This window comes from Gottfriedia acidiceleris (assembly GCF_004138285.1).
GTDB classification, from domain to species: domain Bacteria; phylum Bacillota; class Bacilli; order Bacillales; family Bacillaceae_G; genus Gottfriedia; species Gottfriedia acidiceleris_A.
In genome coordinates this window covers 503,434-524,972 of the sequence record NZ_SCFN01000005.1, presented here as the reverse complement: position 1 = coordinate 524,972, position 21,539 = coordinate 503,434, and the positions used below count along the sequence as shown (strand labels likewise).

General features: G+C 33.8%; 13 protein-coding genes. 3 read left to right on the top strand and 10 right to left on the bottom strand.

The window, feature by feature from the left end:
- The 5 genes from EP747_RS11070 to EP747_RS11050 form a co-directional block, all read right to left on the bottom strand.
- Entirely contained in the window at positions 1-906 is a 906-nt protein-coding gene (locus EP747_RS11070; protein WP_235832818.1) for an ABC transporter permease, read from the bottom strand.
- A gap of 23 nt (positions 907-929) precedes the next feature.
- Complete coding sequence (nikB, locus tag EP747_RS11065) at positions 930-1,871, bottom strand: nickel ABC transporter permease (RefSeq protein ID WP_129689914.1); 942 nt, start codon at positions 1,869-1,871, stop codon at positions 930-932.
- 198 nt (positions 1,872-2,069) lie between these two features.
- Positions 2,070-2,519, bottom strand: a complete 450-nt coding sequence (locus tag EP747_RS11060; RefSeq protein ID WP_114345524.1) for an Lrp/AsnC family transcriptional regulator — start codon at positions 2,517-2,519, stop codon at positions 2,070-2,072.
- A gap of 301 nt (positions 2,520-2,820) precedes the next feature.
- The gene (locus tag EP747_RS11055) at positions 2,821-5,001 is read right to left on the bottom strand and encodes a YhgE/Pip domain-containing protein (protein ID WP_129689913.1); all 2,181 of its coding nucleotides are present in this window, start codon (positions 4,999-5,001) and stop codon (positions 2,821-2,823) included.
- A 139-nt stretch (positions 5,002-5,140) separates the two neighbouring features.
- On the bottom strand, positions 5,141-5,731 hold the full coding sequence (locus EP747_RS11050) for a TetR/AcrR family transcriptional regulator (protein ID WP_129689912.1): 591 nt from the start codon (positions 5,729-5,731) through the stop codon (positions 5,141-5,143).
- A 288-nt stretch (positions 5,732-6,019) separates the two neighbouring features.
- Here EP747_RS11050 and EP747_RS11045 point away from each other — a divergent pair, with 288 nt between their 5' ends.
- On the top strand, positions 6,020-7,447 hold the full coding sequence (locus tag EP747_RS11045) for an alanine/glycine:cation symporter family protein (RefSeq protein ID WP_129689911.1): 1,428 nt from the start codon (positions 6,020-6,022) through the stop codon (positions 7,445-7,447).
- A gap of 129 nt (positions 7,448-7,576) precedes the next feature.
- On the opposite strand, the gene EP747_RS11040 is transcribed toward EP747_RS11045, so the two are convergent.
- From EP747_RS11040 to EP747_RS11025, 4 genes are all read right to left on the bottom strand, one after another.
- The gene (locus tag EP747_RS11040) at positions 7,577-8,218 is read right to left on the bottom strand and encodes a VanZ family protein (protein ID WP_129689910.1); all 642 of its coding nucleotides are present in this window, start codon (positions 8,216-8,218) and stop codon (positions 7,577-7,579) included.
- A 15-nt stretch (positions 8,219-8,233) separates the two neighbouring features.
- The gene (locus EP747_RS11035; protein ID WP_129689909.1) at positions 8,234-8,614 is read right to left on the bottom strand and encodes a hypothetical protein; all 381 of its coding nucleotides are present in this window, start codon (positions 8,612-8,614) and stop codon (positions 8,234-8,236) included.
- Positions 8,615-8,913: 299 nt separating this feature from the next.
- Positions 8,914-9,672, bottom strand: a complete 759-nt coding sequence (locus EP747_RS11030) for an SDR family oxidoreductase (RefSeq protein ID WP_129689908.1) — start codon at positions 9,670-9,672, stop codon at positions 8,914-8,916.
- A gap of 30 nt (positions 9,673-9,702) precedes the next feature.
- A complete protein-coding gene (locus EP747_RS11025; protein WP_129689907.1) occupies positions 9,703-11,226 on the bottom strand; it encodes a DHA2 family efflux MFS transporter permease subunit in 1,524 nt (507 codons plus the stop codon).
- A gap of 192 nt (positions 11,227-11,418) precedes the next feature.
- Here EP747_RS11025 and EP747_RS11020 point away from each other — a divergent pair, with 192 nt between their 5' ends.
- Positions 11,419-12,009, top strand: a complete 591-nt coding sequence (locus EP747_RS11020; RefSeq protein WP_235832817.1) for a TetR/AcrR family transcriptional regulator — start codon at positions 11,419-11,421, stop codon at positions 12,007-12,009.
- Positions 12,010-12,345: 336 nt separating this feature from the next.
- Positions 12,346-13,566: a helix-turn-helix domain-containing protein gene (locus tag EP747_RS11015; RefSeq protein ID WP_129689906.1), complete on the top strand. Its 1,221-nt coding sequence runs from the start codon at positions 12,346-12,348 to the stop codon at positions 13,564-13,566.
- 255 nt (positions 13,567-13,821) lie between these two features.
- Here EP747_RS11015 and EP747_RS11010 read toward each other — a convergent pair whose 3' ends face one another.
- Complete coding sequence (locus tag EP747_RS11010; protein WP_129689905.1) at positions 13,822-21,309, bottom strand: Ig-like domain-containing protein; 7,488 nt, start codon at positions 21,307-21,309, stop codon at positions 13,822-13,824.
- Positions 21,310-21,539: the final 230 nt, after the last annotated feature.

Sequence of the window (21,539 nt, the reverse complement as noted above, 5' to 3'; positions counted from 1 at the left end):
TCAATCATTAATATTCATATTTGGATCTAAAGCATCTCTTAATCCATCACCTACGACATTAAAAGAGAAAACGATCAGCATAATTGCGATCCCTGGTACGATTGTCATATGTGGGGAAGAAAACATATAATCTTGCCCTTGAGAAATCATTGATCCCCATTCGGCTGTTGGAGGTTGTGCACCAAGACCTAAATAACTTAGTGATGCCGTTGATAAAATAGCAGTAGCCATTCTCATTGTGGCAAAAACTATGATTGGTGCCATACAGTTTGGTAAAATATGCTTCACCATAATTCGTAAATTACTTGCACCTAAAGTCCTCATTGCTTGTATGTATTCTTGCTTCTTAATAGATAAAACCGAACCCCTAACAATTCTTGCACATGATGGAATGGACCATATGCTAATTGCAACTGCTACATTCACTAGACTTGTCCCAAGGATTGCGATAATTAGCATTGCAAGGAGAATTCCAGGAAAAGCAAATAATAAATCTACTATTCTCATAAGCAAGCCATCAAGTTTTGAAAAATAGCCAGCTAGCATGCCTATTGTAATACCACCAACTAAGCCAAGAATCACTGCACTGAATCCAACAACGAGTGATACTCTAGATCCGAATACAATTCGGCTCCACATATCCCGACCATAATTATCTGTACCTAACCAATGTCCGCTAGAGAATATTGGCAGTTCTGTTGATGCTAAATTTTGTTTAATCGGATCATGAATCGTAATAAGTGGTGCAAATACTGCCATTAAAATTTGTAAAACAATAATGATTAATCCAAAAACAGCTAATCGATTTTTGATTAAACGTTTAAACGTTTGGACAATAAATTTTTCCTTCTTTTTTGTAATAGATTGCTTTGCATTTATGTTATTAATGACAACTTCTGTAGACAAAATTGTTCCTCCCTTCTAGCCGATTAATCATAGCTAATTCTTGGATCGATAAATACGTATAAAATATCAACAAGTAAATTCACGATTACAAACATGGATGCTACAAGTAATACTGCCCCTTGAACCATCGGAAAATCTCTAGCTGCAATTGCATCGATCATTAGTCTGCCAACACCGTTAATCGCAAATACTTGTTCTGTAATGATTGTTCCTCCAAGAAGAAATCCGAAGTTTAAACCAATAACAGTTATGACTGGAATCATCGAGTTTTTTAAAGCATGAATCCAAACAATCGATTTCTCTTTTACACCTTTCGCTCTTGCAGTTCGTATGTAATCAGCTCGAATTACCTCTAACATAGATGAACGGCTCATTCTTGCAATCATTGCAGCCGAGGCTGTTCCCAGTGCAATGGCAGGTAATATGATTTGCTTAAATCCTTCTACCGTCCAAATTGGTGAATCGAGTCCCCCAACTGGAAGAATTTGTAGATTAACTCCAAAAATAAGAATAAGGATGGCACCTAGCCAAAAATTAGGTACTGAAATACCTGCAAGGGCTATTATTGTACTTGATACATCCAACCACGAGTTTTGCTTAAGTGCAGAGACAATTCCTGTTATTACCCCGATTATTACTGCAACGATCATACTCGCAATTGCTAAACTTAAAGTATTAGGAAAACGGATTGAAATTGCCTCTGCAACCGACTGTTTCGTTTGAAAGGAATATCCTAAATCCCCATGTAATACGCCTGATAAATAATGCCAATATTGGACAAAAAACGAGTCGTTCAGTCCCAAACTTTCTCGAATGGCATTTAAATCAGCTTTTGTTGCTGTAGGTCCACCAATGATTGCAGCTGGGTCACCAGGTGCTAAATGCATAGAAGCAAAGACTAAAAAGGAGATACCTAGCAATAATAAAAACAATTGAAACAACCTTCTTAATATGAGTGACGCCATCTTTCCACCTACTCCATTTGTAAGTATATTAACTAAAATCACATACGTTTGTTAACCTTAATCAACCTATAACCTAACAATGTAAATTTTAATTATTTTCGATTATACTCCCAGCAGACAGAATATTCTATAATTTTATGAATTTTTACAAAAAATAGTAAAAAAAGACGAGAGATTAACAATCTCTCGCCATGACAACTATAATTTTAAGCCATTTCTACTCTTAAATCTCCGTAATAAAATATGACTTTCTACCCTTGTTATTCCTTCTAAAGCATATAATTCATTATTTATAAATTGTTCTAAGCTGACAAAATCATCGACTAATACATGCATATGTAAAGTGCTTGGACCTGTCATTTGATAACAACTCGCTACAACAGGATTATCTGCAAGTGCTTCGGCTACATCTACTAAATAAGCTGGTTCACAATCTACTTCAAAGAATGCAGATACGCCTTTGCCTACTTTTTCTGAATTAATGACTACTGAGAACCTCTCAATAACTCCGTTTTTTATTAATTGATTCACACGTTCACGGATTGAAACCCTTGATAAATTAAGTTCTTTTCCAATATCGGCGTATGACATCCGACCATTTTTAGTGAGCATCTCTAGAATTTTTTTATCGATGTCAGTTAGTTTCATTTATTCACCACTTTTCTATTAAATGAAAACGCTTCCTTATTTTTTTATATTTTATAGTACAATAGCAAGTATTAAGTGCTCATGATGTACAAAGATCAGATTAACCACGTTAAAATTTTAACGATAAGTCCCTTACAATGTAAAGGGATTCTATACTAATTCCTTCATTATTCCCATATTCCATTACTAATTTTACAATAAAAGATTGACCTAAAGATACTGGATTTTTATTTCACTAATAGTAAAAAAGGATTGAAATCTTTTTTTATTAGACTTCAATCCTTTTTATTATTTTATCGTTTTAAGCCTCGATTTCACTTAATTGTTTTTTCTTTGATAATTTAACACGAACTGCAAAGGTTACATTTGTTAAGATAATGAATAATGCTGCGAATCCACATAAATAATAGACTTGATCCCATACAAACCCTTTGCTAACAGAACTAGAGATTAATTCTCTGAATCCTTTTATAGCATACGTCATAGGTAAATATGGATGAATCTTTTGGAAAAATGTTGGTGTTAATGAAATTGGGAAAGTACCTGAAGTTCCACCAATTTGTAATAACATCATGACAAATACTAAATATTGTCCTATATTTCCTAATGTAACAGTTAAGAATTGTATTAATGAATAGAAGGTCAAGCTAGTGATAATTGTAAACACTACGAATAACCACACGTTTTTCACATCAAGACCCATACCGTAAATTAAAACAATATCTGCTACGATTGATTGCATGATCCCCACGAAAATAAGAACGCTATATTTACTAAAGAACCAAGCTAAACCAGTAGTCGGAGCAATAGAGTTCTTTCTCATTGGATAAACTGAAGTGAACATTAACCCACCTGCAAAAAGTCCAATAGATAATATATAAGGTGTTAATCCTACACCATATTCTTTTACATTATTTAATTTATGAGAAACTAGCTCTGTTGGTTCTGCAAAGAATTTATCAGTTTCATCACTTGTTTTAACTTTGTTTACTTCATCTCCACCATCTTTCAGGGATTTATGAAGTTCAGTTGTTCCTTTTGTTAAATCAGTTGCTCCTTTTAATAAGTCTCCAGACCCACTATATAACTTATTCGTTCCATCAGATAGTTGTTTAGAACCATCATTTAATTGATTGATCCCTTGGACTAATTGGTCCCCACCTGTATTTAATTTACCTAGGCCTAATGAAAGTAATGAACTTCCTTCACTTAATTCCTTTGTACCATTGTATAAAGCATTACTTCCTTGAGCTAATTGATTTGCTCCATTAGACGCTTCTTGCAATTTACTATTAAATAAACTTAAATTTGCATTTAATTCTTTTTGTCCAGCAAGTAGATTATTTGAACCTTCATATAATTGACCTTGTGCTGCAGCAATTTGATCAACACCATTTTTAATTTGATTACTTCCTTTTGATAGTTGATCTAAGGTGTTTGAGATTGCTTTTAATTTCTGTAAATCTTCTTTACTTAATGAACCATCTTGCAATCCATTAACAATTGATTTTAATGCATCATTTGTAGCCCCAAGATTCTCATTAAATCCCGCTTCATTTTTTTGCAGTTGGGTTGAGCCAGCATAAGATTGTTTTAGTCCATCATTCAATTGGTTACTTCCAGCTTCTAGCTTAGAAGAACCAGCTTCGATTTTATTGCCACCATCTACTAGTTGCGATAGTCCATTATTTAAATCACTAGAACCTGCTTTTAATGTACCAGTTCCTTCTAGAAGAGCGTTTAAACCAGTATTTAATTTATTAGCACCATCATTTGATTGTTTAATACCATCAGATAATTGTGTCGCTCCACTTTTTAGTTTTGTACTTCCATTTTCAAAAGTGATCATGCTGTCATTTAATTTTTTTAAATTTTTATTTAAAACATCTGTTCCATCTGTGATTTTTGCTGCACCATCATTGATTTTACCTGCACCATCAGATGCTTTTGTCATGCCATCTCCAATATCCTTGAAATTATCAAATACTGTTTTAGCATATTGTTCTGTAATTTCTTTTGAGATATTGGCATTTACTTCTTTCATTGCATTTGTACCAATTTGTGCACCTACATAGTTTTTACCCGCATTCGTGTAATAATTTAATTTCATTTTTTGCGGTTTTTCATCTAATAAAGTAGCTGCATTTTTAGAGAAATTAGAAGGTAATTCGATGACTAAATAATATTTTTCATCATTTAATCCTTCCATTGCTTGTTTTTTACTTGTAACTTTCCATTTGAATGACTTATTATCTTTCAATCCTTCTACAAAATCTTTCCCTACATTAAGCTTTTTATCATTAAACTCAGTACCCTTGTCATTGTTAACAATTGCGACAGATAATTTTTCTGTTTTATTATAAGGATTCCAATAAGCCGATAAGAAAATTAATGAGTATAGCATTGGTACAAGACCAATCGCAATAATTGTTGCAATTGTCATTGGCTTCTTTAAAATATTTTTCCATTCTTGTTTAAACACATTCTCACTCCCCTTTTAGACCAATTGACCAAATATGTATTTCGGTCAATTTATTGCATTTAAATAGTTTAATACTCCCTTTTATTAAAAATATAAAAGGTAATACTAAACTATTCTCCCGTTAAACTCATTTCCATGTTTATTCAGGACTTTTATTTCCTATTAATCCAAATAAAATTAATTGCACCATTTTATTTATGGCGTCATCTGTAATATGCATTGGATCCTTATCCAGAACACTCTTTTGTAGATTAAGTATCGATATAATCGTCGTAATCATACTTAAACTTAGTATAGGAATTTCTAAATGAAAATTTGTTTCTTTTGCAAGCATTCTTGATTCTATTTCTTCTTCAATTGGTGTTTTACGATAGATCTGTTGGAAGAAAATTTCTGATAACTCAGGGTGTCGTAAAGTCTCACTAATCAAGATCTCAATTTGATTTCGATTCTTTTCTACCCATTTAATCCTTTTCTCAACATATAACCTAAGCAATTCCTCAATTGAAAGTTTACTAAAATCCTCTTCCATCCAAACGTCTTGAATATCTGGTTTTACACAAGTAATTAATACATCCAGCTTGCTTTTAAAATACTTATAAATCGTCGCTTCGGAAATTTTACTTTCCTTTGCAATTTGATTAATTGTCGTACCATCATAACCATTCTTCGCAAAAAGTTGGATAGACTTTTCTAGGATGTGATGTTTTGTTCTTTCTCCCTTATTCACTTTTTACCTCCTTAAAAAACGTTGTTAAAAAGGCATTAATTCTTAGTATTTTACATGCTACAAAAAAAGTAAGTGTTTATTCACTTTTCTAGTATATTCATCGATTTCGTATTCGTCAACAAAAAGTAAGTGAACACTTACTTTTTTAATCATTTTTTAATATTTCCTTTTTTTATTCAACAAATATTAAAAATATGTTGCCTTAATCGGCAGAATAATTTATTATTACACTTTGTAGTCAAAATTATCGGATAATTTTGCGAATATTCTTACAAAGGAGAGGTATTCATGACAGAATTGGTTACAGTACTCAACGACTATCTATGGGCTAAATTAATTGTGATTTTATTAGTTGCAATCGGCCTATTTTTAACAGTTTATTTAGGATTTATTCAGTTTAAATTCTTCCCTGAAATGATTCGATTATTAGTTGATGGTCGAAACAGAGACAAAAGCAAAAAGACTGTTTCTTCTTTACAAGCATTTATGATCGGAATGGCTGCTCGAATTGGTACGGGGAATATTGCCGGTGTTGCAACAGCAGTGGCATTAGGTGGACCAGGTGCAGTATTTTGGATGTGGTTAATGGCATTAATTGGTTCAGCTTCAGCATTTGTAGAAAGTACATTAGCTCAGCTTTATAAAGTGAAAGATGGTTCTTCATGGCGTGGTGGACCTGCTTATTATATGGAAAAAGCTTTAGGTAATCGAAAGCTTGGTGTTATTTTTAGTATTTTAATTACTTTATCTTTTGGTCTTATTTTTAACGCAGTACAAGCAAACACGATTGCAGCTTCGATTAATAATGAATTTGGCATAAATACAAAAACAACTGCGATTGTACTGGCTATTATTACAGCACTAATCATTTTTGGTGGCGTACATTCAGTTGCAAAATTCTCAACTGTTTTAGTACCAATTAAAGCTGGTGTTTACATTATTTTAGCTTTATGGGTAATGATTTCAAATTTCGATATTTTACCAGATGTATTTGGTGCAATTTTCTCTGAGGGAATTTTTACGTTTAAACAAATGTTTGGCGGTGTAATGGGCGCTGCAGTACTTCACGGTATTCGTCGTGGATTGTTCTCAAACGAAGCTGGTATGGGTTCTGCTCCAAACGCAGCTGCAACGGCTGACGTTACTCACCCTATAAAACAAGGTTTTATTCAAGCTTTAGGTGTAATAGTAGATACATTTATCATCTGTTCATCTACAGCAATGATCGTATTAGTTTCAGGCGTTTATAAAACATCAGAACTATCAGGTATTCCTTTAACACAGGAATCTTTACGTGTAAGCCTTGGTGATTTTGCTGCAACATTCGTTGCAATTTCAGTATTCTTATTTGCATTAAGTACAATTATGGGTAACTATTACTACGGTGAATCAAATATAAGCTTCATGAAGCACTCGAAAAAATCAATTTACGTATATCGTTTTGCTGTTATTGGAATGGTATTATTCGGAGCATTATATAGCGCTGAATTAATTTGGTCTTTAGCAGATATCTTTATGGGATTAATGGTATTAGTTAATCTTTACGCAATTACGCGTTTAGCTAAAGTTGTAAAAGCTTTGTTAAAAGATTATGTTTCTCAAAAGAAACAAGGTTTGGACCCTGTTTTCTCTGCTGATAAAATCGAAAACATACCAGGTCGAGATCAGTTAGAGGCTTGGGTTGATGATAAAGACGTTAAGAAACAGATTGGATAATAAACTCTGAGCAACTACCCTTCGTCTTTTAAGATGAGGGGTTATTTTTTTATAACTCTTCTCCCAAAAAAAGCCACCAACGAATTATTGGTGGAGTTGGTCCATCTACACTTAATTTTATATACTGTCCTAATCTGATTTTTCAAGAAGGTTTTTAGATATTTTGTTACCTTCTCCTACTAATATTTTTATACCTAAATAAATCCCAAGTGAGTTTAATAGTATATCATCAATATCGAAACTTCCTACAACATATTTTTTTTGTAAAAATTCTATAAGTATTACTAATAATATTGAAACTAAAATACAAATAGAAACTTTCATCTTTCTATAAAAGTAATAATAAACTATACATCCTAGAGGAATAAAAATTACAATATTCCCCACGATATTCGAAAAGATATAAATAAAGTCAGCTTTACCGCCTAAATACCCTAATATAGTTTTAAAAGGTATATAATTGTTTCTATAATGATTTCCCAGTGAGTTTCTTGAAAAAAGAACAGAAACCAAAAATACTATATAAGTAAGTGTAAATGCTCCGAAACCAAATTTACTAATATAGAATTTCTTATTTTTTGTATAGTACAAAATCATATTTATGATCGTATTAACAATTAATACTATACTTAAAAATAGACTATATCCAAAAAAGGCATTTGCATAGGGAATAAGCCTTGAAAGAAATTCTCCAAGAAATGCTCTCATTACAAAAAATACAAATAATGTAGATAGTAGTAATATAAATAGATTATTTAGTTTTATTTTCATATAGGCCAATTTCCCTTACCAAAATTGGCCTTTAACACCTACATACGATTTATCCTCGCCTTTAATAACTTCAAATGAAAGTTTATACTGACCATTGCCTACCCCTTCTTGATATGTTACTGAAGTATTTCCACGAAGTGTTTGTGAAGCACTATATACTGGGATGTATAACCCTACTATACTTTTCTTTAATGGTGTTATTTTAATCGTTTTACCCGCTGCACTATATTGTTCATGTTTTACATGTAACCATCCTTTAGAAGTATTAAATGAATTTTTAGTTTCTAAATAACCAGTGAGTTTCCCTTCATACTTTTGTGTCGCTGAAGCTGATTCTACAGATGTTGCGAAAATTGGAAGAGCCAAACAAATAACACAAATAATTTTCTTTTTCATACTTAACACTCCTTCTTTGAAATTTAATCGGTAAATTAATTTAGTATTAGTTTCAATAACATTGCTGAAGCCAATAAAATATTAATATATTTTTAATTTAACATCTAAATCTAACCAACAAGTGCTTTTAATCTGAATATTTTGTGTACTTCCTTTATTTTTCATATTTCTGTCACAATAAAGAGATATTTTCAAGCCCCCCTAATAACTCCGTTATTAATTCAAAATATATTTCACTAAAATAAAAAACCGTCTAAAATATCAGACGGCCTTTTACTTTCATTATATTTTTCTCAAAGTTAGAAAGCAGTCCAACCTGCATCCCCAGTAATAACAGTTCCATTCACAAAGCTCGATTCATCAGAAGCAAGAAATAGAGCAATGGCTGCAATTTCTTCTGGTTTACCTACACGTGGATTTACTCCTAAGCCTACTTGAATACGTTTCATACCAAATTGATTAATATTTGTCATTGAAGAACCAATATTTGTTTCAACTCCACCTGGGGCAATCGCGTTGCAACGGATTCCATTCGTTGCGTACATGAATCCAGTATTTTTAGTGAAACCAACAACTGCATGCTTAGAAGCTGTATAAGCCGCTCCTGCTCTAGCTCCTTGAAGTCCTCCTGCCGAAGCTACATTAACAATAACTCCACTTTGTTTCTCTAAGAAAATCGGTAAGATTTTTCGAGTTGCACGCATTACACTCGTAGTATTTACAGCAAAAATTCTTTCCCATTTGTCATCTTCAATATCGCCTGCAGGTTCAAAATTATCCATAATTCCTGCATTATTAACTAGAATGTCCACTGTACCATAAGTATTTACAGCAGTATCAATTAAGTTTTGAATATCATTTTCGTGAGCAACATTTGCCATAACAGCGATGGCATTTCCGCCATTTGATCTTATTTCTTCTACTGTAACATTTGCTGCTTCTATATTAATATCTGACGCGACTACTTGTGCACCTTCGTTTGCATATAGGACAGCAACGGCTTTCCCCATTCCTGAACCAGCTCCAGTTACTACCGCTACTTTAGTTTGAAGTCTCATATCAATTCCTCCAATTAGTCTGTATTGTACTTAGGCTTTTACTGTTACCTTTTTTAAATGAGTTGTCGTCTCTTCAGAAGCTATTTGCCTCCCTTTCTTTATAAAGAAGGAAAGTAGTAAGCCGATGATACCAATTCCGACGATTACAAAATAAGCATCGTTAATTCCTTGAATTGAAGCCTCTTTAATTAACTGAGCTTGCGTTAAGCCTTTTGTAGCTGCTGTAGGAATTAAATCCAACATATGAGTTTTAGTACGGTCTGTCATTACTGTAACAAGAAGTGAAGTACCAACAGCCCCGGCAACTTGACGAATTGTATTTGTTATTGCTGTTCCATGTGCATTTAATTCTTTTGGCAATTGATTTAAACCAGCTGTCTGGATCGGCATCATCATTAAAGCCATACCGATTCGGCGTCCCGTAGACATAAGAACTAGATAAGTGTAGCTAGTTGAGTCAGTTAAGTTTGTAAAGCCAAGGGTTGTAGCAATCGTAATGATCATTCCAATAATAGCTAACCACTTTGCACCAACCCGATCGAATAGCTTTCCGGTAACTGGCATCAAAAAGCCCATTACCAGGGCACCTGGTAGTAGAAGAAGTCCAGACTCTACTGGTGTGTAGCCACGAGCATTCTGTAGATAAAGTGGAAGTAGCATCATATCAGCATACATAACCATTGTTACTGCGATATTAATAACTGTCGTTAATGAGAACACATTAAATTTGAATGCACGTAAATCAAGTAAAGGATTTTGTGAGATTATTTGTCTCCATGCAAATAGCACTAATGCAACAACCCCAGCAACAACCGTGCTGATTACTTCTGAATCTGACCAACCTAATGTTCCAGCACGGCTGAAACCATAAAGTAATGCCCCAAATCCAATAGTAGATAAAGTAACACTAAGAGTATCAAATTTAGTGATGATTCGATCTGATACGTTACGTAAATAAATAAATCCTAGTACGATTACAATAACCGCAAATGGAATCATTCCGTAAAACATCGTTTCCCATTTGTAATTTTCCATAACGTACCCTGCAAGTGTAGGACCTATTGCTGGAGCGAAAATAATCGCAAGCCCAACCATCCCCATTGCTCCTCCACGTTTTTCTGGAGGGAAAAGTGTCAAAATAACATTTGTAAGTAGTGGCATAATAATTCCAGCACCCGCTGCCTGAATTAAGCGTCCAGTTAACAAAATTGGAAAATCTGTCGCAATTGCAGAAACAATCGTTCCCGCTAAAAATATAACCATTGAAGCTTGAAAAAGTTCGCGTGTTGTAAATCGCTGCATTAAATACGCAGTAATCGGAATTAATACACCATTTACAAGCATGTATCCTGTTGTTAACCATTGTGCTGTTGCTGCCTTGATATGAAAATCAACCATTAGCTCAGGAATGGCAACACTCATAAGCGTTTGATTTAATGTTGCAAGGAAGGCACCTAAAATCAAAATAAACATAATAGGTCCTTTTTTTATCGAATTTGTATCTGTTACAGAATTTTTACTCAATCCCCCATCAATCCTTTCTCTCTTTATCATGGACATAATTTACAAAGTGTTTAATAATTAACATGATATAAATTACATTATAATTAGATAGCTAATTCTTACAACCGACAATATTTCTAGAAATGTATTGTAGTTATCACTCTTTTTGGTTCTGTAGTTAATTTCGAACATAATAAACACATCTGAAATAATTGTAAATTTTATTGAGAAAGGTGATTTAATTTGAAAGAAGGTACAAAAAAACGAGTGGATCCTCGAATTACTCGTACACGCCAATTAATTAAGGACGCTTTTATCGATTTGCTTGAGGAAATGGAAATGAGCAAAATAACAGTTAACCGCATAGCTGAACGAGCAACAGTTAATCGAGTAACATTTTATCTGCATTATCGTGATATTCAAGATATGTTGGAAAAAATGGCTCAGGAAATGGGTGAGGAGATCGAGCAAATTTTGGGGAGATCAGAAATCAATCATAAATCGATAGAAGAAATCGATTCGTTAAGCCTCTTAAATTTACTTGAACATATAGCTGAGAATGCTAAGTTCTATAAAGTTGTTCTTGCTTCAACTCAAACACCAATCTTTACTCAGCAATTATTAAATATCATTACTGAAACAATAACAAAACGAAGAGAAATTGATTCATTACACGTTAAGATGGATATTCAAAGAGATATTATTATCTGGTACGGCTCTTCCGCTCTAATCGGTACGATTGTATCTTGGTTAAGAAATGACATGCCTTATACACCTCATTTTCTTGCTAAGCAATTATCATTACTCTTCAGAATTGGTAACAGATTGCAGTAGTTCGTATAGATAATTTTCGATTTGGTGTATTTATAAAAAAAAATCATTAAAATCTGTATGTAAAAATTGCCTACAGTTTTTAATGATTCATTCAAATTGTCCGATTAGACATACAATATTATCCAAAAACATTCATTACTGTTACTGAAAAACGAATAAACAAACATCCATAATTTCTCAATAAACTTATCCAAATTTTATTTTTCCTTAACATATCTTTAAGTATTACTTCACAGCCTATACCGGTATTCTAAATATACTATTTTTGTTGATAAATGTAGAATTTTAGTATCAACTACTATATTTGAAAACCTGAAATGGGAGGTGGAATTAGTTATGTATGAAGGAAAAATCATCAAGTTTTATAGAGAAAAGTACAAACTAACGCAAGAACAGCTTGGAAAAGATATTTGCTCCGTTACCCATATAAGTAAAATAGAGTGTGCACAGACAAAATACGCGCCTGAAATTGTTAATTTATTATCTAAAAGACTAGGCATTAATATGGAATTTGAAGTAGCTAATTTTATGAATATCAAACAACGTCTACTTCATTGGCACGATGTAATCATCATGCAATTATTTGAAGAGATGGATCAAATAAATTATGAATTTGAAATGGAAGAATTAATTCAAATTTCAGAGTACCACGACATGTATCAGTTACTAAGAGCTAAATATTATCTAACTCATAATAAGATCAATGAAGCTTATAAAATCATCAAAAAGATTCAAAAAAAAGAAGCCAAGTTAGCACAATATGAAAGCAATTTATTAAAGCATATTTTAGGAATTTATTATTTAGCAAAACAAGAATATGTTAAAGTAATCCAAATTCTAAAGTCGATCGATAATACAAATTATAAAAATCCTGAATATTACTACCATTTAGCAGTTGCTTATCATACATTAAAAGCACCTGTATTAACCTATTATTATGCTGAAAAATCTCATCAATTTTTTAAACAAATCAATAACTATCTTCGAGTGATTGACGCTGAAATGTTAATGATTATTCAAGTACAAGGTGAGACTTTGGATGAAGAGATTATTATTCGGTTTAAAAATTTGATTAGAAGCTGTGAGTTATGTAATTCACCTGATCGAAAAGCAAAGGTTTTGCATAATTTAGCATATGAATATTACAGAGGTAAAAATTATAAAGAAGCTAGTAAATACTATAAGCAATCTATGCATCTGAAAGATTCAGAATGTTCATCATATTTACTTTCTTTAGAAGGCTATATTCGAAGTTCCTTTGAAGATGCTGCATCTAACGTGGAAGAACTAATTCAACAAGCAGAGACCGGCCTTTCTACAGCAAAAAAGCATAGTTACACTTTATATATCCATTTATTTAAGCTTTTACTTTATTTCTTAAAGTCGAAAGAAAAGGAATACTATCATTATTTAAACAACAGAGCGTTACCTATGTTTATGAAAAGTGGATTTTCATTTTTAATGGAGCGCTCTAAGAAGGAATTATTTAACTATTATTCTAAAATGGATTTAAATGAGCAAGCAATGGAAATAGCGCAATTAATCGTAAATTCTTAAATTTAAGAATTAATTATCTCTTTTTAATAGATTCATCACTCATTTTTTAGAAGAAATAATAACGTTTTTAGGACTTTTTTTATTACTCTTATATATAAATACAACTAAAATAAAAAAATAAGACAAGAATACTAAAATTGTATTCTTGTCTTTTTATTTTTAAGGGAAAGTTTAGTTTTTGAAAAAAGTTGATCTAATTCATTTTACAAAAAGGGTGTTTATACTTTTTTCTAAACACCCTTTTTGTAATTTTACTTACTTAACAGTTACTTGACGTACTACCTTACCACTCTTATTGCCTGCTTTATCAACCGCATGTAAGGTAGTTGAGATTTTACCTGCTTTTTGTTTAGGTAATTTTGCAGCAAATGTCCCATAACTTGAAACTTTTACATTCGATACAACTTTTGATCCGATTGAAATAACAATCGTCGCATTTGCTTCTGCTTTACCATTTATTTGAATACCTGTTTTTGAGCTTACAGATACGCTAGTAATAGATGGTGCCTTTGGAGCTGTGCGATCTAATACTGTTGTTTTAGAAGCAACACTCTCGTTTCCTGCTTGATCTTTTGCTGTTACAGATAGAACTGTACCTGCTTTTTGTTTACTTATCGTAATTTTAAACGCTCCGATTGAATCTGCTTTTCCTGAACCGATTACGTTACTTCCATTTTTAACAGTAATTGTTGTATTTGCTTCTGTTTTACCAGTTAAAGTTTCGTCTTTATCATTAATCGGGTTAATAACTGGCGAAGTAGGTGCTGTTTTGTCTAGTACAATTGTATTAGAAGCTCCGCTCTCGTTACCTGCTTGATCTTTAGCAGTTACAGTTAGAATTGTGCCTGCTTTTAGTTTACCTACTTGAATTTGATAATTTCCGTTCGAATCAGCCTTTCCTGAGCCGATTACATTACTTCCAATTTGGACTGTAATTGTTGCATTTGCTTCTGTTTTACCAGTTAATGCTACGTCATTATCCCCAATTGGGTTAATAACCGGAACGCTAGGTGCTGTTTTGTCTAATACAATCGTATCGAAAGCATTACTCTCATTTCCTGCTGAATCTTTAGCAGAAACCGAAAGAACTGTACCAGCTTTTTGTTTACCTACTTGAATTTGATATGATCCGTTTGAATCTGCCTTTCCTGATCCAACTACATTATTACCAATTTTTACAATGATTGTTGCATTTGCTTCTGTTTTACCAGTTAATGCTACGTCATTATCTCCAATCGGATTAACAACCACGCTAGGTGCTGTTTTGTCTAATACAGTTGTATTGAAAGCATCACTTTCATTTCCTGCTAAATCTTTAGCAGTAACCGAAAGAACTGTACCAGCTTTTTGTTTACCTACTTGAATTTGATATGATCCGTTTGAATCTGCCTTTCCTGTTCCAATTTCCTCATTACCAATTTTTACAATGACAGTCGCATTTGCTTCTGTTTTACCAGTTAATACTTCGTCATTATCTCCAATTGGATTAATTACTACTGATGTAGGAGCTGTATGATCTTCTTGTTTTAATACGTTAATCGTAAATTCTTTTGTTGTTTTGTCGCTACCTTTTGAAATCGTCGCCGTTAAAGTTACTGTCTTGTCTCCAGCTTCGTAAGTAGGACGAGTTACTGTTCCATCCTCTTTAATTACTGATGGTTCACTTGAAGACCATGTAATCGTTGTATCTTGGCTACCGTTTGTAGGTAAGTTTAGATTTGTTGTAACAGCATTTGAATCTGTATTTTCTTTCTTGATTAGATTCCATACAAGTGAAGCTTTTGCTGCTTGTACAATTGCTGAATTGTCCGAATCCTCACTTCTTACCACGAAACCAAATTGGTTTGCTATAGAAGCATTACCTAAACGGTAAATCGCAGTTAAAGTAACATCTGTATTCTTTGCTGGTCTAGTCACTTTTCCATCAGGAGCTATTACGCTTGGGTCACTAGATTGCCATGTGATTGTTACTCCATCATTACCATAAGTTGTTGGTAAATTTAAGTCTTTCGTAATATCAGTTACTACCTTATTTTCACCAAGTAAATCTCCAACTTGAACTTCATGAAATGCTCTTAATACAAGCGTTCTTTCTTTATTAGCTGTATCTTTTAAGACTGTTACATTAAACGTTTTATACACTGTAGATGTGTTTCTTGTAATTTTTGCTACTAGTTCAACATGTGCATCATCTTCGTCAAATAATGGTTTATACACGTTTCCTTTATTTGTCACATGCTTTTGATCATCTGAAGTCCAAACGATTCTTGAGCCATTTGAACCGAATGTTGGAAGTGATAGTGCATCTGTTAGGTTGTTTAAATCTGTGTTATCACCACGAATAACATCCCAAGTGATATTTGATGCATCTTCATTCGCTGCAATTTCATCATTAACTTCTTTAGCGGCAACTGTTACGTCAAATGTTTTTACTATACTTGCGCCACCAACCAATACTGTTGCAGTCAGTGTTACATTAGTATCTTCAGTTGTTCTAATAACAGTTCCATCATTTCTGATTACTGCTGGATTACTACTACTCCAGCTAATTACCGAATGATTCGCATCATCATAATTAGGTAATGCTAAATTCGTTAAGATTAATGATTGATCCTTGTTTTCTCCATTGATTTTATCCCATGTTAAGGCATTAGCTGCAATTGTTGCTAATGGTAAATCTGCTCCTTCTGCCGTACCAAGACGATACACTACCACGTTTTTAACAAGTGGATGAGTACCTCCTAAAGTTTTAGCTGGATTGCTTCCAACGATACTGCCACCATCAATTTCAAAATAGTTAGGTCCAGGTTTTAGTTCACCTGTATTAAAGCTAAAAGATTTTACTCCTGGATCATTTTCGTACCCTGGATAGATTTCACCAGCAGAAGTAGTTGGTGATTTACCCCAGTCTGAAGTAGGATCAAATAAATTTTTGTTAGCATTAAACCCATCTCCTACACGCTGCCAATCAGTCCAAGTAGCAAAGAAACGATCTTGAACACCAGTAATTGTTCCTTTTACCGTAAAGTTTGAATCATACGTGAAGAATGTTGCCGTTTGATTGTTATTGTTGTCAATAATCGCATCATTAAGCTTAACCTTTGGAATATATGCATTTTTGTGTAGCTTTACTTTAATAGGTGTTTCATTACCTAAGCAATCGACCATCGTAACTGGGATATCACTATCTCCTTGAGGATATGCTCCAATATCATTGTATCCTGTTGCTAGTCCTGAGAAAGTATAACTATCAGCTGGTATATTCCAACTCGGGATTCCCGTCTTTGTATAAAACACTTGTGCTCTATTTTGCGAATTACCACCTATTAAAATAGGAGCAAGTGCAGTATCGGTACTATTCAGATTACCGTTTGGTGTTTGAATATAGCCCATTAACGATGGGTCATTACCTTCAGTATTGAACACATAATTAGAATCATAAATTTTTGATTTAGAGCTGAAACTATCTACTAATGTAATAGTTGGAGCTATATTTGAACTAGCAATCTTTTGAATCGCGATGTCTTGTGTCTTACTTTGTCCATTTAGCGTGTAATTTACAGTAACTTTAGTCGCTGCAACATTTACTGTTAATGGATATTCGCTTTTATTTCCTAACGTGTCTGTCGCAATAATTTTAATATCATGTTGACCACTTGCATTTGGTAATACAACTGGATATCTAAACGTTTGAGTCGATGTTGTACTATAAGTTGAATACGCTCCCATTGATTTTGGAGCACCGCCATCAACAGAATACTCTACTTTATACCCTCTCGAATTCGAAACTGCATCTTTCACAGAAGCATTTAGCATTAGCGCTACAGGATCACCATCGTTTTTCACAACCGCTCTCATTGAAGTAGTATTCAATGAAGTAATTGTAGGAGCATCAGTATCAACATATGTCTCAATTCCGATCGCTGGTACACCTGGATCATTCCATTTTTCGCCTTCTGCCATTAGTAAAAACTTAACTGCATAAGCTCCTTTAGGTAATGTCGATGGAATTGTAACATTTCCTTTAATTGAATATTCACTATAATTGCTGAAGTATGGCGTTTGTGTAACACTTTGCGCCATGTCAATATCAATTGGGTCCCCAACAATCGTACTATTATCATAATAATTCTTTAAGATGACTGCTTGGATCTTTTTAACACTGTCTGTAGCTCCTACAGCTTTGAAACCTAAACTATAGCTGTCACCCGGTTTAACGTTTGCTTCCCATTTCATACTCGGAATATTGTCATTTAAAGTTGCTGATGTTGTATCAATCCATACATGCTTACTTGTTTTTCTCACAATAATTGTATGAGCGTCACCCATATTACCGATTTTATCCACCGGTGCAACATGAATTACGTTTAATCCTTCTACTAAACCGTTTACTGTTAATTCATATGTTCCATCTGCACTTTGTTTTACATTTTGTTGATAGCCATCTTGCTCTGAACCGTTTAAGGCCATGAATACATTACCATCAACATTTCCTGCATCGCCATCATCCATTTTCCAACGTACAGTATAGCTATTTGAATCTGTTGTTTCCGGATGCGTTTTTTCGTCATAATCTGCTGAACGAGTTATATTCATTTTTGGTGCAGTTGTATCCTTATACATTGGGATATAAACTGTTTTTTGTGGTTTTGCATTCGGCGCATCTGCTGTCGCAGTTAGCGCAAAATAATATTGTCCATCTGGAACTTCTACAGCTTCATTCCAAAATGGCCATACTTCCGAAGCCACTTGTCCAGGAGTTCCTCCAGAATATGGATCTGTCTTTTTAACCCAGTCATTATTTGCTAGATGTGTGATAAGATTATGATCTTTATCTACAACATCCACTTTTAAATTACGTGCATTTCGAAGTAAAGCAACGATTGGTATCGGTAGCAGATTACCATTAACTACATAATATTTATCGCCTAGAGCCAGTTCTCCAGGAGTTCTTGGTGGACCAAATAATGTTTCATATCCAAAAATACCTGCAGGTGTTTGGAGTGCCAGTTGAGTTCCATTTGTAGATGCTGTCCAAACATTTGTATCTTTTGTATCGATTACATTTGGCTCATCCCATTTACCATAAAATCCATTATAAGGAACGTTTAATGTTGGAAGTGCTTGATCAGTTGGCGTTAAATAGACATATCCTTCAATAAACGTATTTTTAGTAGTTGTATCCGCAAGTGATACTGTTACATTAACTCGTTTAACTGTATTTGCTGGAATTGTAATTTCATTTTCATCAAACGTTAATTTTGCATCATCTAAATAACGACTACGAATATTATCCGAATTCGCTTTTTTACTATCTTTTAAGACATCTGTCATAACAGTACCGTTCAATTTGTACGTTACTGCTTTGTCAGTAAGATTTTGTGCAGTAATCGTAAAAGTAGTCGTGTCGCCAATCTCTCTTAAGCTAACACTTCCTGTACCATCTTTATTTGTTACAACAACCGGCGATTTCAGAGCTAAATCAGGTCGAATCATACCAGCACCTTGTCTTCTTGGTTGGTATTCTGTCATATAATCCTGACGATCTGCTGGATTGTTATCGTTTATATAGTCTCTTTTTGCTGGAATTGCTGTGTTCATAATTAGATTTTTTGTTAATTGTGCAAATGCTCTTGTTCCTGGTTGGAATCCTTTTGCAATTAACCCTTGCATCACATCTGCAACCGCTCCCGTTACATATGGAGCTGCCATTGACGTACCATCTTCGTTTTCATACGTATCGTGTTTATCTGCTGTTACACGAACAGATGAATAAATTGCATGACCAGGTGCCATGATTTCTGGTTTTAATAATAAATCACTTGTAGTTCCCCAAGATGTAAAGTCTGTTGGCTCACCTGGATTTGACTCACTAAATGCTGAGCCTATTTTTTCGTTTGTAATTTTAAGCGTAAGAGGCTTCGGCGCAACGACCGCAAGTCCTCCAATACCAGGTCCAGGTCCAGGTCCAATAACGGTGTTTAACTTAGAATATGCATCTTCTAGTTTGACTCCAGCATCATTACTGATAAATGTAAATGGAATTAATCCAAAACCAATTGGATTATCTAATGGCGCTTTACCTGGTGCATTGTAAATAATTACACCTGCAGCTCCAGCTTTTTGAGCATTGACTACTTTATCAGTCATGTTAATCGTACCGCGTTGAATTAAAACAATTTTTCCTGTTACGTCTAATCCACTGTAATCAGATGGCTGACCAACTTTTGGCGTTCCATCGGTATTTTTGCCTAATGAAACTAACTTATATTCCTTGCTTGCGTCATTATTCCAGTGCCAATCATCAAGACCATCGCCAGTAAATGAGCCTACTGTTCCACCAGATGTTAGAGCATCATTTGATGTAAATGTATACTTATGATTTGATACGATATTGTTAGCTGCCGCAACTGTAAATGAATCTGGATATACTCCAGGATTTCCGATTTTATTTAAATCAGGTGTTTGACCAATCTTTATTGATTGACCCATTCCACCTACACGATCTGCATATGCATTTGATGCATTACCAGCTGCAACTACTACAACATGGCCTTCATCAGTAGCATTTCGAATGGCAATTCCCATTGGATCATTAGGGTCCCTTGTGTCAAATGAGGAAGATGAACCAAGGCTCATGTTAATTACATCTGCACCTAATGACGCTGCATGGTCAATCCCCTTAATAATATCTTCAGTAAATGCACCTGGTGAGTAATCCGAAAATACTTTTTCTGCGATAATTTGTGCTTCCGGTGCAACTCCTTGAATGACTGGTCCAGAACCTGCTGCAATACCTGCAACGTGCACACCGTGTGAACTTGTATTACTATCCGGTAGCTCTACGTGTGGGATTACATCGCTATCTTGATCCGCCCAGTCGTATCCATCAACAACTTTATGCGAAGTCGTTCCATCATCACGTTTGAATTTGCCCGTTTTAATTCGAGCTTTACTCATATCTTTTGGATCAGGGAATGCTTCATGCGTATAGTCAACACCTGTGTCAACGATTGCAACAACCATTCCTTCCCCTTTATATCCAGAAGGTTGTCCAACTGCTGAACCGTTCCAAACATTTTTAATACCTGTTAATTCATGTTGTTGGTTAACTGCTGGGTAGTATTTATTTTGTAAAGTAACTGCTTTAACATTTGACAATGATTTAATTGTATCGATATCTCCGTACTTAATATTATCAATACTAAAACCTTTAAAAACATTTGTATATTCTTGTTTAAAATTAAGGCCATTATCACTCTTCACTTTACTAATTGATAATGAGCTCATAATTTCATTCTTAGTTGATTGAATATCTTTTTGTACTAGACTTGTTGCAGTACTTATAGACATTTGGCTGACACCAATACCACTTGTCATCTCAGAAGCTGTTTGACCTTTTAACTGAACGATTACTGATACTAAATCATCTGGTTTATGTGTATCAACATCAATTGTTTCTTTATTCTTAAATAAGTCTTTCTGAGCCTTTGTATGTTCAGCGTCTAATGCTTTTTTACCTTTTTCTTTAAGAGCCGTGATCATATCTTCCGTCAAGTTCAGTGTATTTAGATTGTTTTCACTATTCGTTACTAAAATACCTTGATTGGGATCTTTGTCATCTGTAATGATCGGTAATTGTTGCGCTAAATCCTCGGCTTTTACATATGACATGTTTGACATAATAAGTCCGAAAAGTGATAAAGATGATACGCCTTTAATCCATCTTTTCTTGATGTTCATTAGTTTCCCCCCTGATAAGCAAATTGCTTTTCTATTTTTAGTAATTTAAGTATTGAAAATTTTCTAAACACTTAAATATAAATAAATATTACTCGACGATTATCAAATCGTACATTGGGGGAATTGGGCACTTTTCACTATATTTTTTTCGTATATTAATTACAAAAAGCGACATAATCCAACTAAAAACTATAATATTTTTATTAAATTCAATAAAATTTTATAAGATT

What these genes read in the sequence shown, in the direction of transcription:
- nikB (WP_129689914.1), bottom strand. Translation starts at nt 1,871, where the DNA reads ATGGCGTCACTCATATTAAGAAGGTTGTTTCAATTGTTTTTATTATTG.
- EP747_RS11060 (WP_114345524.1), bottom strand. Translation starts at nt 2,519, where the DNA reads ATGAAACTAACTGACATCGATAAAAAAATTCTAGAGATGCTCACTAAA.
- EP747_RS11045 (WP_129689911.1), top strand. Translation starts at nt 6,020, where the DNA reads ATGACAGAATTGGTTACAGTACTCAACGACTATCTATGGGCTAAATTA.
- EP747_RS11040 (WP_129689910.1), bottom strand. Translation starts at nt 8,218, where the DNA reads ATGAAAATAAAACTAAATAATCTATTTATATTACTACTATCTACATTA.
- EP747_RS11035 (WP_129689909.1), bottom strand. Translation starts at nt 8,614, where the DNA reads ATGAAAAAGAAAATTATTTGTGTTATTTGTTTGGCTCTTCCAATTTTC.
- EP747_RS11030 (WP_129689908.1), bottom strand. Translation starts at nt 9,672, where the DNA reads ATGAGACTTCAAACTAAAGTAGCGGTAGTAACTGGAGCTGGTTCAGGA.
- EP747_RS11025 (WP_129689907.1), bottom strand. Translation starts at nt 11,226, where the DNA reads ATGATAAAGAGAGAAAGGATTGATGGGGGATTGAGTAAAAATTCTGTA.
- EP747_RS11015 (WP_129689906.1), top strand. Translation starts at nt 12,346, where the DNA reads ATGTATGAAGGAAAAATCATCAAGTTTTATAGAGAAAAGTACAAACTA.
- EP747_RS11010 (WP_129689905.1), bottom strand. Translation starts at nt 21,309, where the DNA reads ATGAACATCAAGAAAAGATGGATTAAAGGCGTATCATCTTTATCACTT.